This window comes from Winogradskyella epiphytica, from assembly GCF_003217215.1.
In the GTDB taxonomy this organism is placed as follows: Bacteria; Bacteroidota; Bacteroidia; order Flavobacteriales; family Flavobacteriaceae; genus Winogradskyella; species Winogradskyella epiphytica.
On the sequence record NZ_QJTD01000002.1, the window covers coordinates 786088 to 803948 of the forward strand.

15 protein-coding genes are annotated in these 17861 nt (G+C 33.9%); all 15 read right to left on the reverse strand.

Going from position 1 to position 17861, the window contains the following annotated elements; all coding sequences use genetic code 11:
- Positions 1–19 precede the first annotated feature (19 nt).
- Positions 20–1414 carry an exopolysaccharide biosynthesis polyprenyl glycosylphosphotransferase gene (locus DFQ11_RS08740; protein ID WP_110475467.1) on the reverse strand — a complete coding sequence of 465 codons (1395 nt, stop codon included), beginning with the start codon at positions 1412–1414 and terminating at the stop codon, positions 20–22.
- Positions 1415–1470: 56 nt separating this feature from the next.
- Complete coding sequence (locus DFQ11_RS08745) at positions 1471–2481, reverse strand: glycosyltransferase family 4 protein (RefSeq protein ID WP_110475468.1); 1011 nt, start codon at positions 2479–2481, stop codon at positions 1471–1473.
- Complete coding sequence (locus DFQ11_RS08750) at positions 2441–3796, reverse strand: O-antigen ligase family protein (RefSeq protein WP_229791246.1); 1356 nt, start codon at positions 3794–3796, stop codon at positions 2441–2443. Before DFQ11_RS08750 ends, DFQ11_RS08745 begins: the two co-directional genes overlap by 41 nt.
- Before the next feature lie 79 nt (positions 3797–3875).
- A complete protein-coding gene (locus DFQ11_RS08755) occupies positions 3876–4616 on the reverse strand; it encodes a transglutaminase-like domain-containing protein (protein ID WP_158524992.1) in 741 nt (246 codons plus the stop codon).
- Between the two features lie 223 nt (positions 4617–4839).
- Positions 4840–5973 (reverse strand): glycosyltransferase, encoded by a 1134-nt coding sequence (locus DFQ11_RS08760; RefSeq protein WP_110475470.1) that lies wholly within the window; start codon positions 5971–5973, stop codon positions 4840–4842.
- Positions 5974–5976: 3 nt separating this feature from the next.
- Entirely contained in the window at positions 5977–7077 is a 1101-nt protein-coding gene (locus DFQ11_RS08765) for a glycosyltransferase family 4 protein (protein ID WP_110475471.1), read from the reverse strand.
- A gap of 831 nt (positions 7078–7908) precedes the next feature.
- Positions 7909–9240, reverse strand: a complete 1332-nt coding sequence (locus DFQ11_RS08775; protein ID WP_110475473.1) for a glycosyltransferase family 2 protein — start codon at positions 9238–9240, stop codon at positions 7909–7911.
- A 56-nt stretch (positions 9241–9296) separates the two neighbouring features.
- The gene (locus tag DFQ11_RS08780) at positions 9297–10370 is read right to left on the reverse strand and encodes a glycosyltransferase family 4 protein (RefSeq protein ID WP_110475474.1); all 1074 of its coding nucleotides are present in this window, start codon (positions 10368–10370) and stop codon (positions 9297–9299) included.
- Between the two features lie 12 nt (positions 10371–10382).
- Positions 10383–11150: a hypothetical protein gene (locus DFQ11_RS08785; protein ID WP_110475475.1), complete on the reverse strand. Its 768-nt coding sequence runs from the start codon at positions 11148–11150 to the stop codon at positions 10383–10385.
- A 106-nt stretch (positions 11151–11256) separates the two neighbouring features.
- Positions 11257–12006, reverse strand: coding sequence for a hypothetical protein (locus tag DFQ11_RS08790; RefSeq protein WP_146221513.1), 750 nt, complete (start codon positions 12004–12006; stop codon positions 11257–11259).
- Between the two features lie 16 nt (positions 12007–12022).
- Positions 12023–13024 carry a glycosyltransferase family 4 protein gene (locus tag DFQ11_RS08795; RefSeq protein ID WP_189342987.1) on the reverse strand — a complete coding sequence of 334 codons (1002 nt, stop codon included), beginning with the start codon at positions 13022–13024 and terminating at the stop codon, positions 12023–12025.
- Positions 13025–13184: 160 nt separating this feature from the next.
- Positions 13185–14240: an exostosin domain-containing protein gene (locus DFQ11_RS08800; protein WP_110475478.1), complete on the reverse strand. Its 1056-nt coding sequence runs from the start codon at positions 14238–14240 to the stop codon at positions 13185–13187.
- Positions 14241–14261: 21 nt separating this feature from the next.
- Positions 14262–15134, reverse strand: coding sequence for a hypothetical protein (locus DFQ11_RS08805; RefSeq protein WP_110475479.1), 873 nt, complete (start codon positions 15132–15134; stop codon positions 14262–14264).
- 93 nt (positions 15135–15227) lie between these two features.
- Positions 15228–16664, reverse strand: a complete 1437-nt coding sequence (locus DFQ11_RS08810; protein WP_110475480.1) for an MBOAT family O-acyltransferase — start codon at positions 16662–16664, stop codon at positions 15228–15230.
- Between the two features lie 30 nt (positions 16665–16694).
- Positions 16695–17861: a glycosyltransferase family 4 protein gene (locus DFQ11_RS08815; RefSeq protein ID WP_110475481.1), complete on the reverse strand. Its 1167-nt coding sequence runs from the start codon at positions 17859–17861 to the stop codon at positions 16695–16697.

Genomic DNA, 17861 nt, shown 5'->3' on the forward strand with positions numbered 1-17861 from the left:
CTTCCAGCTTCCAACACCCCTACTGCCCACGATAATACAAAACAGTACTCATAGTCTTTATCACAATATTTAGATCCAAAAACGCACTACGATGTTTTATATAATACAAATCATACTGAAGTTTAGTCAAGCTTTCATCAACCGAAGACCCATAGCGGGTTTTCACCTGCGCCCAACCCGTTAAGCCCGGTTTAATAATATGTCTGGTTTCGTAAAACGGAATCGCTTCCGCTAACTCCTGCACAAAGCAAGGACGCTCTGGACGAGGACCAATAATACTCATATGTCCTTTGAGTACGTTATAAAACTGAGGAATCTCATCAATCCGAGAGCGACGCAAAAACATGCCGAACTTAGTAATCCGAGCATCATTTTTCTGTGCCCACTTTGCCCCATCTTTTTCCGCATTAACCACCATGGTTCGTAATTTAAGTATGCGAAACAACTCGGAGTTCTTACCCACACGATCTTGAGAATAAAACAAAGGCCCTTTATTACCAATGGCATTTCCTATAAGAATAAAAGGCAATAATAGCGACCCTAAGAGTAAGCCAATGATAGAAAATACGATATCAAAAGTTCGCTGAAAAAGCATATACAGCTTATTCTCATTACTTCGACTAAACGGAAAATATTTATAGAAGTCCTTCCCTACAAACTGAATAGGCACCTTATGCAGTAATTCCTCATACACCTGCGTATAATCTCTAATTTTAAAACCACGTTGCAATAAGGTGAGAAGATCATTATGAACCTCAGATTTGATATCATCGGTTTTAAAACTGGCCACCAAAATTTCAGACACGCCCTTTTGTCTAACCGTTTGTAATAAATCCTTAGAATCATATTCTGTCAACTTATCATACTTTTCATTCGCTGAACAGGTATCTGTACTATTGATATAGCCTACAATCTTATAGTTTTTATCATATTTACCTAAGGCTTTTATCAGTCGTTCAATCATACAACCGTCTCCTACCAAGAGCACACGTTTATAAAACCGAGGAGACTCAATAAGGTTGATATACACTATCCGCCATAAAAGTATACATACAATGATACTTAAATACAGATAAACGATTTGCATACGTTCATTAGGAAGTATAGGCGACAGAATAGGAGTAAATAAGTAGAACAATACGGTAGTTGACGCAGTTATCACAACGTTTTTAAACGTCACATCGAAACGGCTTGCGCTTTCCAGATCATACAATTCAAAAATAGTTCCGAAAACAGCTACATAAAACCCCAGTAATAGTAAGGCGACACTATTGCTCCAGCTAACGGCGATATATTCAAAATCAAAATACAGACTTAAGCTATAGACCCCTATGAATACCATAACCAAGTCCAAAAGTCTAAGAAGGACTTTACGCTCAGAAACTTCAAAATGTATACCTTTATTCTTGACCATTATGTGGGAAAACTACAAAGTAAAGATAATAAGTCCAAATGAATTTTAACTTATATTTAAGATAACAGCGCATCCCATTTTGGTTTAACCACTTTCCAATCAAATTTTTCCACTTTAGAGCGCGCATTCTTGACTATTTGCTGCCTCAGAGATTCATCTTGCTTAAGTCGTACAATAGCATCTACCATCTCATTAATTTGGTTGGGTGCCACTAATAAGCCATCAACATTGTTTGAAATTAAATAAGGCATCCCACCAACATTAGTGGATACAACGGGTAAACCTAAAGCCATAGCTTCTATGACGCTGACTGGCGTATTGTCAAAATTGGTCGTATTTATAAATATATTAAAATCCTGAGAACGTGAGATCCATTCGGATTTAGAGAGCTTGCCTGTAAATTCCACGTCAACGTCAAGTTCTTTTGCTAATTCTTGCACCTCGACTAAACTCCCATCAGAATCTGGCCCAACCATACATAATGTGGCGTCTGGGTAACGCTTTTTGATAGCCTGAAAAACGTGTATGGCCAATTGGGGATTATAGATTTTTGAAAATGAACGCACCCATAGCAATCGAAGTGTCTCATAAGTTCTTGATTGAAACGTATAATTATGGAGCTGAACCGTATTAGGGATATGAACAATAGGCTTATATCCATTAGTTTCAAAGGCTTCTTTGAGGTATAACGAAGGGGATACTATATGTTTCGCATGATTGAAAAGAGCGCTGCTTAATTTAGGATGACTTTCCAAACGAGCCGGTAAATTGCCACCATGCAGTATAGGTATATAATCGAGTTGAAGCCAACGACAAAGCTGACTCACTGCATAAGCATAATAAAAGTTTTGAGTACTATAGGTATCTATGAGGACCACATCAACTTTACACCGTAGTCGGATAACATGGAAAAGCATATCCAATAAGCGTAACAACTTATGAGTCTGACTAGAGGCATAATAAAGGGTATAACCCTCCTGCTCCAATAAACCACCTAATATCTTAATATAAGAGACATTATGAGCCTTACCTGCTAAGTTGTTTCCTATGTAAAGGACGTTTTTCATTAGTGACATTTAATAAAGCTAAGGCGTATATAAAAGCCGGCATAGCGATTCGCATTCCTGAATGGTTAATAGTTGCAAACCATAGACATAAGAAGGCATAGAAATAGATGTTATTTTTATTCTGTGACCGATAATATAAGGGTTTAAAAATCAAAATAATCAGTATAGCCACGCCTAAGACGCCATGTTCTGCCAAGGTACGACTTACTTCATTATGAGAAATAACCCCTTGTCCAGAATCCTCAATCCGCTGATCCTTAGCCCGACTGGAACCAATTCCGAAAAATGGACTTGATATAAATCCTTCAATTTCCTCAACAAATAAATCGACACGCCCAGTACTTATATCCTCTTTTTCGCGTCCTAAAGAATCCTTATTAGCATAACGCTTATCAAGCATATTGTTAGTTTGTACAGAAGAATAGGTCCACACTGCAAAAATACTAAAACAAAAAACCCCTAATAACATAATCAGTTCACTTCGCCTTCTATAGTTAACGTAGCCGTAATACATGACTAAAAATGCAATAAGAGCAATTACAGCGGCATAAATACCACCTCTACTTAAAGTCACTAAGGCTCTAAAACTAAGCATGGCAAAAAGGCTAATATTCAAAATTTTCAAGGGTATACTTGGCGATTTTACAAAAAACCGCACCGCTAAAATAAACATGCCTAAACCAAACACGGTAGCCACTTGGTTGGACCCAAATCCACCAGAAGCCGCTGTATTAGACGCCGTATTGGTAATAACTTCTCTAAGATCTGGTGTATAAAAGAAGTTATAAACCATATGTGCAATTAAAGGCAAAAGCATATATAATAACACTTTATGTAATTGATTTGGACTCACTTTTTTATCATAACAAAATAGTGCTGCAACCCCTAAGCAAGCCGGCCCACTCAATACGAATGCGATATTGGTTCTAAAGTTGGCATCAAAACTTAAGGTGGTAGAGGCCACAAAAATAGAGGGTATGAGGAACATTAGATAAAAAAGATAGGGATAAGCTCTACCTGAAACACCTTTATAAAACATGCCTATCATTACAAAAAGCATCACTAAATATTTAGACGCTTCATAAGACACAGACCCTTTAGTTGTTCTCATAAAAACTTCAATACCAACAAAATACGCACAAGCTTTTAAAACTTCGTAAGTTTTTTTATCATCTGAAATCATGATAATACGATACAGAAAATAAAATAAAGCGCTAAAAAAATAAAGCTTCGCTAAACTTTCATTAAAATAAATAAACATACCTATGACGGCGTGTAAACCGATGGCACTGATATAGGTAATATTGGTTTTCAATGGATTTATTTAAGGTCTTATTTGAGTGAAAGCGTAAATCTAAAAATTTGATTATTGATATCGAATTAAAGAAACAATTTTAAGAAAATATACTTTTATAATTATCTAAGGGAAATTTATAATGGTAACTTTTATTGGTCAGATATACAAGAAAGTGGATAATAAAAACAGGAAGATAAGCTCGATATAATTTTAAATAACGGTCATAAGTTTTATTCCGATAGGCACATATAAGGAATGGGGTTATATCTGGGTTTAAATAATTTTTATTGACTTGTGACTTCGTAATGTCTTTGTTTCGAATAAAGGATGAAAACACCAACTTTTGCCGCTTTCTAGAAAATTCAAAAACTTTGAGCACAGACAATGGCTGCTCTTTATTTTCCTCAAAAAACAACATCCCCCAAGACGGATCAATCAATACCCACTTGTTCAATTCTTTAATAAACACCTCATTAAAGGAGTGGCCACCATTATCTCTGCTAAAAGGTGCACTGGTAGTTCCCCATTCGCGTACTTTGATATCATTAATCACACAGAAATTATTAAATACCTGTGCCATATCACTACATACACCGCCCTTCCCATATAATAACGTTTCTAAAGCTTTATCCGATGGCTCACTTAATCCAGGCCCTACTTTAGAATGAGAATACAACCACGTCACCAACTGCTTAATAAGCTCCAAATCAGCATCAGGCTTCCCATCCTTAAAAATCTTAGTATTTATCTCATAAAAATAGGGTGGTATATCTTCTTTAGCATTCCAATCATTATAAGATAGGTCTTGAATGGCTTCTATACTACTATTCTTAGACAAGATTCGAAATCGAGTAAGGTATAAGAAAGGATGGCGCTTTATAATCCAGCGAAGTTTTTTAAGCAGCATTAAAGAATTAGCATAGAATTAGTTTGAGTTAAAAATATCATTTTTTTCTTAATTCTTGTCAACTATTTTAAAATTCACTGATTTTCATGTTCAATATCATGAATGTTCTTTATAAATAGTCTTTGCTTCTAACAAATATTCCTAAAATAGCGCACTATGCTAGTTTAATTATTTCAGCAATTATACGATTATTATAGTGCTTAAAACTGAACTTATCAACAATTGGTCGTTGGTTATTTAAAATATTATGGTAGAGATTCATGTCAATCGACTTTAATACACGAATCATAGCGGTCAATTCTGCCACGGTTACTTCAGATAAACAGAGTCCTGTTTCCTTATGTTTTATATATTGACCTATAGACGATATATTAGATACCACAGGCATACATCCAAAGTTCATAGCTTCGGCAATGGCCTTAGGAAAACCTTCTGAAGCCGTTGTAGGCATTAAAAACACCTGACTTTCTTTATAAATTTCAAAAACCTGTCCTCTTGATAAAAAACCATGAAATATAAAAGAGACACCGGAGTTTTCTGCCAAAGTCATGAAAGCAGCTTTATCTGGACCATCCCCCACTAAGTGAACCACCTTTATTTGTTCCTTTTCTCCATCTGACAATTCAGTAATAGCTTGAATGATGCGTTCAACCCCCTTAGGCTTCTCCAACCGCCCCACGTAGCAAAAAGTTAATTGACCATCAAATGATTTTTGCTTATTCAATACCTCCCCTTGCTGCAACTCTGAAGTGGTTAAACAAGGATTTTCAAAAGTTAAACAATGCTCTGGCTGGTTTTCCCAGTGCCCATTAATAGTCACTTTTCGAGATTGTCGTTTTAACATCCAGCGTTGCAAACGATAGCCTAAGGGTGGATTTGTCTGATTCCAATTCCCTGCATATTTAAACCATCCAGGAGTTTTAGCACAGAAGGTTAAATAAGGAATCACATACATCCCTATTCCTGTAGGGCTTCTAAACTGAAACCAATCAACCTTCTTTAAAGTTTGCCTAATAATTCTTAATACTTCAGGAGATTTCCATACAAGTTTCAACTTGTCACCAACGGATTGACCTCCCAATGCGGGTAGAGATATAAAAACTATTTTATCTGAGCTATAGGGTAGAGCACTAGCGGGAGCTTCTTCATCATGCAACATAGCTACATGATATATAGTATCGAACACTTCTAATAAATGATTAAGCTCTGTTACTGTCGGCCCCCAACCAACAATGGTGCCATCAGGCCTTTTATAATGTTCGGTATGTGATATGACTGCTAAGTTCATAAACTAGTTTTCGATGAGTTCTTCATAGCGTTTAATAATAGTACTCCATGAATGTTGGTTTGCCCATTTTAAAGCCTCCTGTTTAAAATTAATTGGAGATGCCATAATCCGATTGATTGCGTTTTTAAACTCAATGTCACTCTCATTGGATATGAGAAAACCAGATGCGCCATCCAAAACAGCATCCTCAATACCACAGCCTTTAGAACCAATCGCCGGAACGCCCATAGCATTCGCCTCTAAAATGGCTATACCAAAACCTTCCACATCTCCAGAACGGCTTTCTGAGCTTAACATCACAAAAATATCCGTAGCTTGAAGCACTTGCTTTAATCGTTCCTCACTCACACTTCCATGAAAAGTAATATAGTCTTCAACTCCTAAAGATTGGGCTATGACCATAAAGTCATCCGCTTCAGTGGGAATCCCCACACAATGGTAATGAAGCTCTGGAAAATGTTTCAGCAATTCGGGAAGTTGCTGAATCACATTCAACTGTCCTTTTCGAGAACTCACCCGACCAACCGTCGTTAAAACTGGAGATCCTTTAAGCTTGGTTCTTGACTGGGGTAGCTTCCAATCCGATATCGAAATTCCATTAGGAATAACCTGAACGTCTTTATTCAAATGGCTGACTAAGGATTTGGTATAATGAGACACCGCCACAATCTGGTCAAACCGTTGTAAAGAAAGGTCTATAGATCTCTTTAGCCAAGCCGACTTAAAATTGACTTCCGTCCCATGAATCACCGCCATGGTCTTGCGTTTAAAACATAGGGAACCAAAGGCCACATTCCATAAGGAGAACTTCCCTGTAGCAATAACAACATCTGTGTTCCTAAACTCTTTAAAAGTGGTGATAATCCGTTGAATATACATCAAAAACCGTAAGGATCGCATAGAAATACGCTTCACCCTAAAAGGCAAACTCCCATCAAAACGCCTTTCCTCAGTCGCATCCACATCCCGCTGATCTGCAATCACTGTCACTGCATAGTCATTCTCAGCCAAGTACAACGCTAAATTATAAGCATGATTCCCTATCCCCCCAGGTTGCGGAGGAAATTCAGAGGTCACAATGAGAATATTCTTCTTAATCAACACTATTTATTTTTCTTGTTTTTTTATGTCACCATCATTGAAAGCAAATCAATCACTTCAATCCCAACTTCAAATTCAACCCCAACCCAGCTCCTTCCTTTAGCCAAAGGAAGGTGGTTTTTGCGCCAGCAAAAATCGGAAGGTTTGACCTAAAAGGCGAAGCACTTTTAAAAAGTCAATTTAACTCCTCCACAACCAACAACAAACCATTCATAACCTTTCCAACCCCAACCAAGCTCCTTCCTTTAGCCAAAGGAAGGTGGTTTTTGCAACAGCAAAAATCGGAAGGTTTCACCTAAAAGGCGAAGCACTTTTAAAAAGTCAATTAATATAACAACTTAGCGCTTCCCCAATCAAAAATCAAAAATCCTCAATCAACAATCTCCAACCCCAAATCTCCATACCAACCAAGCTCCTTCCTTCAGCCAAAGGAAGGTGGTTTTTGCAACAGCAAAAATCGGAAGGTTTGACCTAAAAGGCGAAGCACTTTTAAAAAGTCAATTAATATAACAACTTAGCGCTTCTCCAATCAAAAATCAAAAATCCTCAATCAACAATCTCCAATCAACAACCTCCAACCCCAAATCTCCATACCAACCCAGCTCCTTCCTTCAGCCGAAGGAAGGTGGTTTTTGTGCCAACAAAAATCGGAAGGTTTGACCTAAAAGGCGAAGCACTTTTAAAAAGTCAATTAATATAACAACTTAGCGCTTCTCCAATCAAAAATCAAAAATCCTCAATCTCCAATCTTCAATCTCCAATCTTCAATCTCCAATCTCCAATCTCCAATCTTCAATCTCCAATCTCCAATCTTCAATCAACAATCTCCAATCTTCAATCAACCCTTTCTATCATAGCTCCTTCATCCAACTTCTTACCAGAAAGTCTCCAACTTTTTAACACCTGAAAAACCACAATTGGCATCAGCAAGACACTCAAAAGTCCCCCAAGCACCAACATAGGTTTGTTTTTTTTAAATTGGTAAGGCATAACAGATAAAGGCACTGTTCTACATAATGCAAATTTAGCCGCTTTGTTTCCAAAATAACGTCTATAAAAATACAAGACACTAGGGATGGGTCTTGGTGCAAACCATTTTTTAGTTCTAAAGGCATCCCAACTACCCATCTCCCGTAAGCCACCAGAATCGACCTTTAAATGCAAACGGCCAGAATATGGGTTGGAAATATTTAAAAACCCCTGTAAATACGCACGTAATCCAAATTCCCCATCGCCCATACGTTGTTTTTCAAATTGCCGATCAAAGAGACCTATACGTTTAAAAACCTCTTTTTTAATCAAAACATTACCAGTATCTAATTGATCGCTAAGTCTAAAAAAATCATAATTCTCTGGTACTTTTGCTCCTAGCTTCGAAATGGAAACACCAGAAGAAATAGCTGCATTAAAATAATCTAAACATTTTAAATGCATAGAAATCCAATTGGGATCCACACGGCTATCATCATCAAATAGTAATAGATAATCACCTGTAGCCTTTTTAATCGCTGTGTTTCTAGCCAGCCAAAGTGCTTTTTCTTCTTGGTAAATAAGCTGTAAATCTAATTGGAAAGACGTATAAAAATTTTCTTGAAAGGGTTCAGACTGATCGACTACAATAACTTCAAAATTAGTATAGTCTTGTTGTTCTAAATCTTTTAAAACATCTTTTAAATAGATATATCGATTTAGGGTTGGAATAACGACCGTTATTTTCGGTTGACTTTTGATAAGTGGAGATTGGAAATTCTCCCAATTAGGATATTGAATTGGTGTTTTTAAATAAGTGCTTCGCTTTGTATGTCTGGTAACATAAAATGCTTTTAATTCTTTAAATGGGTTTTTTAAACTAAAGAGCCTGATAAAAAGAACATAAAGAACCCAGGCTATATGAAAATATTTTCGAATAAAACGGTAATCATCTGTTAAAGGTAAGTTATCAAACGCTGTATAAGTTTCGGTTGTTCCAATGTAGCCTTTTTGAATCGCTTGCCAAGATAAATCATAGGCTCTTGCCAGTGCTGTCTCGTAACCAAAATCTTCATGAAGTTGTTTTAGAACTGAACCTGATAAAACTTCAATTTTTGGGAATACACTGACTCCTGTTTTTATAAACAAACGAAAATAATTGGTGGGCTGTAAGTATTTTAGAAATTCAAATGGCATTAATAGCGTTTACTAATATAGTTTTAAAGCTGAAAAGTATTTTAAAATCGGATGTTTTAATTTAAAATGACTGTCTTTATTTGATTATAAATAAGTTCCTTTTCAAAAGATTCCTCATACATCCTTTTAAAATAATTGGACTCTAATCCTGTATAATTTAGATAAGGGTCTAATTTATCAATTAAATCTGAAATGTCATGTGGATTAAAACTAAATTGGTCAATTGAGAATTTTTTCCTATTAATAAAATCCAAAGCTCCAAAAGTATTTGAAACCAAAACGGAGGTGCCCAATGCAATAGCTTCAATAAAGACCAACCCAAAAGCTTCATAAAAACTCGGTAAGACTATCACATCCATGGCTTTATAAAACGAAGTCATCTCATTTACATTTAACAAACCTAAAAATATTACATCGTCTTCCATATCCAAATCCGTTACCATTTGCTGTAAATGCTTTTTATAAGGTCCGTTTCCTGCAATGAACAATCTAACAGTTTGTTTTCTATTGTTCTTTAACTGAGATAAGGCTTCTATTACCATAGCATGATTTTTATTGGCAAATAACCGTCCTGGGCAACCAATGTTTACAACCGACTCTTGCTTTGATATTTTTAAATTATTGGGATTAGAGCTATAGTTTTCAATAGATGTCCAAAAAGGGATGCGTCTAGTTTTATCTTTTGGAACCTTGTACACCGTATGCATTTCACTTTGTAAAGATTTTGAATTGGTCAGTACAACATCCGCCAAATTTAAGTAGAGCGATTTATTCCATATTTTTAACAAGTTCGGTTTGGTGTGCCCAAAAGCTGTATGGAACCACGCAATATTTATTTTTACCCCTAATAGCTTTCCAAATAAAATAGCGGGATTAATATAACTAAAATTAGAAATGACCACATCAGGCTTAATTTGTTTAATTATCTTATAGATCTCCCTATAGTTTGCAACTAAATTTCCTCGCTTTTCACCATAAAAACTCACATTGTTTATTTTAAATTGAGATTTTTCATGCTTTAAGTAAAAATTGACCACCTCAAAACCATCTGCACAAAGTTTTTCCGAAAGCTCTTGAAAAAACTCAGATAATAGGCTTTTGTTGTACGTATAAAGAATTAATATTTTCAATAATTTATGGTTTTAACCTTTATGTTCGAGTTTTATTTTGTGTGATATTTTACGATAATAATATGGAGCTTTAACAAAATGTCTTACCCGTTTGGCTGTCGCAGAAATAAAGCTATCTTCATAAGATGTTCCAAAACCAGCATTGACACCTTCAATCCTTAAAGGACGTTTCAGTTGCTTATAAGTCCCATTAAATTTTAGATATTCAAAAACAGAATCCCATAATGCCATCTCTATTGAATATTTGAGATTTATTGCTCGTCCTACCTGTTCTAAATAAGGGAAAAAATCTTTGGTAAAAAAGAAGCACCGAGCATCCATTTTAGTCACTTTATAAATATTACAAGAATAAACTTTTTTATATCTCTTCGTTAAAGCGAAAAAATTTGAATTTAAATCTATGATATTTAATATTTTTAGTCTTCCAGTAATTTTTACAATAGCATCAGATTTTGAAATAAATTTAGAATGAAAAATTGAATAACTTATAATTTCGAGCTCTTTTGCTCCTTTTCCTCTATCTGGTATAGATGGTTCGGATTTGTATGTTAAAAACTCCAATCTATCCTTATTATCGTCATGTTCAAATTCACTTTCAATTGAGGTTCCTGAGTTTTCAGTAAAATCAATATTTAAGCTCGTTTTTTCCAAATAAAACTTTATAGCTTCAATATACTGCGCTCTTCTTGTATCAGGATCTTTTAAAGCCAAAGTTGCAAAACTATTGGGATTAATAGTACCGGTCATAAGAATAACTATATTATTTTTAATTATATCCATATTTATAAATCTTATAAGTTCTTTTCTTGAAAAAATTTTTATAAAAAGAGTTTTGTTTTAAGCCTAATGAATTAATAACTATAGTGTTATTCAGTTTAGTTATAAATTAAATGTCTTTTTTTAGTTTTAAATAACAATATGGCGCTCTAAAATAATGTCTAACACACTTTATCTGTGCAATTAAAGGACTATCATCGTAAGGCGTTCCAAATCCACCACTAATCCCACTTACTCTTAAAGGTCTTTTAAACTGTTTATATTCACTTCCATCTCTTAAATACTGCAATCCAGAGTCCCATAGAGCCTGCTCAAATGAATATTTAAGATTAATAAGCTTACCAAACGTTTCTAAACATGGCCAAAAATCCTTTGTAAAGAAAAAACAACGTGAATCCATTCTTGTTAATTTATAGATATTACAGGCAAGTAAATTTTTTTTGTTTTTATTAAAAAATGAAAAATCCTTATGTAATTTATGAATATTTAAAATCTTTAATCTACCAGTAACTTTAATAATAGCATCAGAATCTGATATAAATTCAGAATGATACATAGCATAGTGTATAATTTCAAGTTCCTTGGCTCCTTTTCCTTTATCTGGTGTTGTTGGTTCTGACTTGTATGTTAAAAATTCTAATCTCTCTTTGTCCTTAAAATTGTCAAACTCATTTTCTATTGAACATCCTGAATTTTCAGTAAAAACAATACTTAAATTCGTTGTTGACAAATAAAACTTTATGGCTTCAATATATTGATTCCTTCTTACATCAGGATCTTTTAATGCCAAAGTATCAAAACTATTAGGGGTAATTGTACCGGTCAAAAGAAGAGTTATATGGTTTTTAACGTCATTCATAGTATTTTTATTGATTCTATAAGCTCTTGAAAAAAGTAGCATCTCGATCTATCGCATAAGAAGTTTCATAGTATTTTATAAACCTTTTGTAACCAGAGGTTGCTAAGAAATTTCTATAACTTTCATCCATTAAAAGTGTTTCTAATTTATTAACCAAATCATCAGAACGGTCTGTTTCAAATAATAATCCTGTTTCTTCATGAATAATAATTTCTTTAATACCTGTATTATTCGCACCTATTACACAAGTGCCAGTACTCATAGCCTCAATAACGGTAAAGCCAAAGGCTTCAGAACGACTTGGAATAATAGTGCAATACGATTTTTTATAAGCGCTCAATACAGATTCTTTGTTTTTTTCACCTAAAAATGAAACGTGGTTAGAAACACCTAATGCTATTGTAAGATCGAGTAATTCATTTAAAAATGGACCTTGACCAATGATATCCAAACGCATAATCGGGAATTTCTTAACTATTTGAGAAAACGCACGGATTAAAACATCAATGCCTTTGCTAGAATGCAAACGTCCAACATATAATAAATTCTTATTATCCGTGGTTACCCCTTGTAATGTGGAACTATAATCTTTAACTGAATTTGGAAGTACCGTTATTTTACGAGATGGTATTTTAAAAAAATTGGCAACATCTATTTTAGTCGCATTGGAGTTGGTTATAATAGTGGTAGCTAAGCTATAAATAAAAGACTTTCTTAGCACCTTATATCTTTTTTGAGCATATTGAGAGCTTAAAGTTCTTATCCAAGCAACTCTATTTTTAACACCAAACAGCCTACCAACAATTAAAAACATATTAACAAAACCAAACATAGAAATCATTAGGTCTGGCTTATAAGTTTGGACTAATTTGAAAAGAAACCAAAAATCTTTCCATGTTGTTGGCCGTACTGATGGCCACTTTAAAACAACTATATTTTCATTTAGCTTAATTTTTGTATCTCGAATTTTACCTGCTATTACTATAACCTTATAATCCTGTGATAATTTATTGCTCAACGTTATAAAATAATCACCTGTGGAAGTTGACATAATATTATAAGAAAGAAAACAGGTTTTCATTTATTTGTTTTTTTTTTTAAATACAGTCTAGAAAATCTAATATTACAACTCCTATAATTTATAACTTTCAGAAGCACTTTTATTTTTAGCCACTCTATTATATATTCACCTCTTGTGCTTCAAAAAAACCAGATAAGGTTAATTTTTCACGCCACAACTTACGATTTTTTTTAAACAAAGCGCTTAAAGCATCCGGATCTAATTGTTGATGAAAGTCTAATAAAATTTGTGATATGTTACGTCTATCCTTATAGTCCACCCAAACAACATGGTCTTTCCAATCAATGATATCGGACAAGGGTAAATACCCATCAGTATGCACATATAAAGGAATACGTCCCATCATAAGGGTTTCATAGAAACGCACAGAAAAATTCCCAGCACCACGGACACATAATACGTATTGCGAGTCTAATATATTATTATAAAAATCCGCAGTTGTGCTATCTGTTTCTTTATTCTTAGTTACACCTGCACGATATTTTAATCGTTTAATAAAGCGACTATCAATAGCTGCATTAATTTCCAATCGCTTTAACAAAGAGGCTCGTAAATAACTTGTTGACAAAATTTCCTGTGGCTCATGACTATTAAATCGTAAGTAGCTTCTTAAATTTCTATAAACCTGTTTGGCAACTTCTAGAATGGCATTTTTTTTAGAATCAATTGCTAACCCACAAAATCCGACGATTGGTTGTGCACTGTAGTCAATATTTAAATACGTTTTATTTAATTTATTCTTAGTTAAATAATCTTCTATAATAGATGGAAAACCAACATGACCTTGTTGTTTATTGGAGATATAACCACTCTGTCTGAATACTTTTAGATTTTTAATTGGCGGTAATTTCACACCAAAATCACCATTATTTATAGACCATATTGGTTTACCCAGCCCTTGTGCCTTTTCAATAAAAGCATATGCTAAAGCCAATTGTTTAGTATTGGCGTAATAATTCCAAGACATAGGTAAAATAACAACTTCGGCGTCACCTATAGCTTCAACTATAATAAAATTGCGTGCACTAACACCATAGCCTTTTATCCTTTGGACATCAGTAAAATTAGCATCTTTTATAAAGGGTTTTAATAAAGGAAATACTTGGCGACGGTAGGAAGCGTTATAATGTTCAGGTGGATAGTATAGTTTCATATTCAAAAATAATAACGCTTGTCAGTTTTTAAAATAGGTATTACTAAACAAACTTGTAAACGCTTCTGCACCCTTTTTACTTAAATGCGAAGGGTCACCAAAGTAATCCATTTCCCTAAAAACACCTGAAAAATCACGATAATTAGGTAATTGCTCCTTTAAAACTTCAGTATTAATTGAAGTATTATAATAGGGAGCTGTAAAAAAGAATAAATCAATATTTTCTTTTTTACAAATATCTATAATAATTTGTAATTGATTATTTTTTTTGTTTTCAAGTTTTATAGTACTTAATTCTCTACGCTTCTGCATGATTCCTGAAGGTACAGCAAACCCATTAGTAGAATCAAACTTATTGGCGTTTATAAAACTCATCATAATTTCTCGAAATCCTAATTTAGAATCATAAACCATATAACGATAAAATGGAATGTACTTTTTATAAACCGCTGCAGAATCAACAGTTTTAATCTCATTATAAATATAGTCGTCTTTTATAAATGGCATCCAAGGAATTATTGCTATGGGATCTAAACGCTCTTTATTATATTGTTCATCTACTTGAATAAATATCTTTTTAGTTTTTTGATGCTTTAAAAATTCTTTAACCATCAATTTAATTTCAAAATTATTAGATCCAGGATAGCCAAGGTTGATACCGCTTAAGCCTGTTTCAGATTTAATTTGTTGCGGATTTAAATGAAAAAAGACGCGTGAAGATCCAAAAATAGCATAATCGAATTGTTGATTGGGCTCCTTATTCATTAGCCAATTCACTTTGTTTCTTGCATATACTGGATGACTGTAAATTTGGGTGTACACCAAATCCAAAATCACTAAAAGGATAAAAAAAACAGTTAAAGCAAATACAAATTGTTTGAAAAATGTTTTCATGCGGTTATAGTTGTTGTTTTTCAAAAGTCATATAGTATGTCTAAATAATCACGCACTTGAGTATTAACTTTTAGTTGTGAAAACGTTTTAATCTTAAAATTGAAAATAAATAAACTCTTGGATATTAGAAAAACTACCAAATACAACAATTAATAATACAATTAAAAGCATAAATACTGTTGGGTGTTTCACATTTTTAATAGGGTGCTCTTTTTGTCTCGAAAACCACTCAATCAGTATTAGCATGCTTAATAGTGGCAATAATTCAAAAGCAAAACGGTTTAATTTCAGTCGGTCACTTAACTCAATGGAAAACTTAAAAATATTTTTAATGTATAAAAATGCTATTTCTACATTTTCGGCTCTAAAAAATATCCATGCGAAAATGGTGAACCCAAAAGTCGTAACCATTTGAAACAACTCTTTTAAGTTAGGCAACCAACTATTTTCTGCTACAACATTAGTATGCACCCGATTTTTATTTTTTAATAACAAAGGCAAAAAATATACGGCATTTAGTGCACCCCAAATAATAAAAGTCCAATTCGCACCATGCCAAAAGCCACTAACGATAAATATAATAAAAACATTACGAATTTGATTGCCTTTAGAACCTCGAGATCCACCTAAGGGAATATATAAATAATCTCGAAACCATGTAGAAAGTGAGATGTGCCAACGCCTCCAAAACTCGGCAATATCTCTAGAGAAATAAGGTGTGGCAAAATTCTGCTTTAAATTAAAACCAAAGAGTTTAGAGGTTCCAATAGCAATGTCTGAATAGCCTGAAAAATCACCATAAATTTGAAAGGCAAAGTAAATAGCACCCAATAAAAGCGTGGAGGAGGAATAGTCTGTGTAATTATTAAAAATATCATTTGCAAATTGTGCGCAGTTGTCAGCAATAACCACTTTTTTAAATAAACCCCATATTATTTGCCGTAAGCCATCTATAGCTAATTTAGAGTTGAATTGCCTTTTTACATAAAACTGAGGCAATAAATTGGACGCACGTTCAATGGGACCAGCCACTAATTGCGGAAAGAAGCTTACAAAAGCGGCAAAGGATACAAAATTCTTAGTGGGTTCTAATTGCCTTCTATAAACATCAATAGTATAACTTAAAGTTTGAAACGTATAAAAACTAATACCAACAGGTAAAATAATATTAAGGGAACGGCCTTGAATCTCAGTGCCAAAAAAAGAAAACGCGGTCACAAAATTATCCAAGAAAAAGTTATAGTATTTAAAAAAACCTAGAAAACCTAAGTTCACAAGAATACTAATCCATAAGAGAATTTTCCGTTTACTTAAATCATTTTGCTTCGATAAAGCCACGCCCACTGCATAATCTACTAACGTACTAAAAAGAATTAAAGAGAGGAAACGCCAGTCCCACCAGCCGTAAAACACATAACTACTAATAACTATAAAGAAGTTTTGTAATTTCAGGTTTTTGTTAACTACAAACCAGTAAATAATAAAAACAACAGGTAAAAAAATAGCAAAATCTATGGAGTTAAATAGCATTTTAGTAAAGTCTTGTTTAATAGTTTAAAATTAGTCTGTATAAAACGCATTAAAAGCCTCCTTTTGCTGCTCCAAATTAAAATGGTCTTGCACACGTTTTATGGCGTGTTCAGAGATTTTAAGTTTTTCTTCCATAGGTAATTGAATAACTTCAAATATCTTTTTGGCTAACAATTCTGGTTTGTTTTTGGGAACTACCCAGCCTGAATAGCTGTCTTTTACATTTTCTGATAGACCTTCAGCGTCACTCACTACACAAAGTAAGCCCATAGCTTGTGCTTCTAAAACGGCATTGCAAAAACCTTCCTGCAAACTGTATTGTATGTAAATATCAGAACGATTTAAATGTTCTTTCACCTGGCTATGCTCCAATTTCCCTAAAAATTGCACTTGCCCTAGAAGCTCTAATTGATAACAAGCAAATTTTAAGGATTCGTAGGCCTCGCCTGTACCTATAATCTTATACTCAAAAGAAACTCCCTTTTTTTTTAAAATCGCTAATGCTTCTAAAGTTGTAACTAAATTTTTTATCCAATGTAAACGCGCTACAGTTATGAGTTGTATAGGTTCATTGGTCGTATTAGAGGTAGATGCTTTAAAGTGTAGCGTATCTATAGCTGGTGTAATTTTAATAATAGGAGCTTGGTCTTTAAAACCATTTTTATAAAGCAGATCAGCAATACCATTTGAAATGACATGAATTTTCGAAACGTTATCCCAGAGTTTATGATAACAATTAGGATGTTTTAAAGGATAAACGCCAATATCAAACCCTCTAAAACTAACCGCCATTTTGGCTCCTATGGCTTGCGCTACTAATTCTTTGTCTATCGCCAATGTACCAAATCCATAATGCAGCCAATCCCCTTTATATTTTAAGAGCTGTGCATTAATATAAATTTTTTCCAAAATACGTCTCATAGAACTACCGTCTTGACGCTCTAATCTTATAAATTCCCGAACCGCTCTTATATTTGGAAACAAGCTAAACCCAACTATAAACATGTTAAAAACTTGTAGTATTAAAAACCGATTAACAGCTCGACTCTTTTTATGGGTACAAAGTTTATAAGTCTCTAGACTAGGCCCAGTAAATAAAGTAACCTCATGGCCATTTTCTTGCAAGCCTTTAATTTTTGAATTAAAAAAGGTTTCAGAATACGCTGGGGCTTGGGAAAGTACAATTCCTATTGTCAT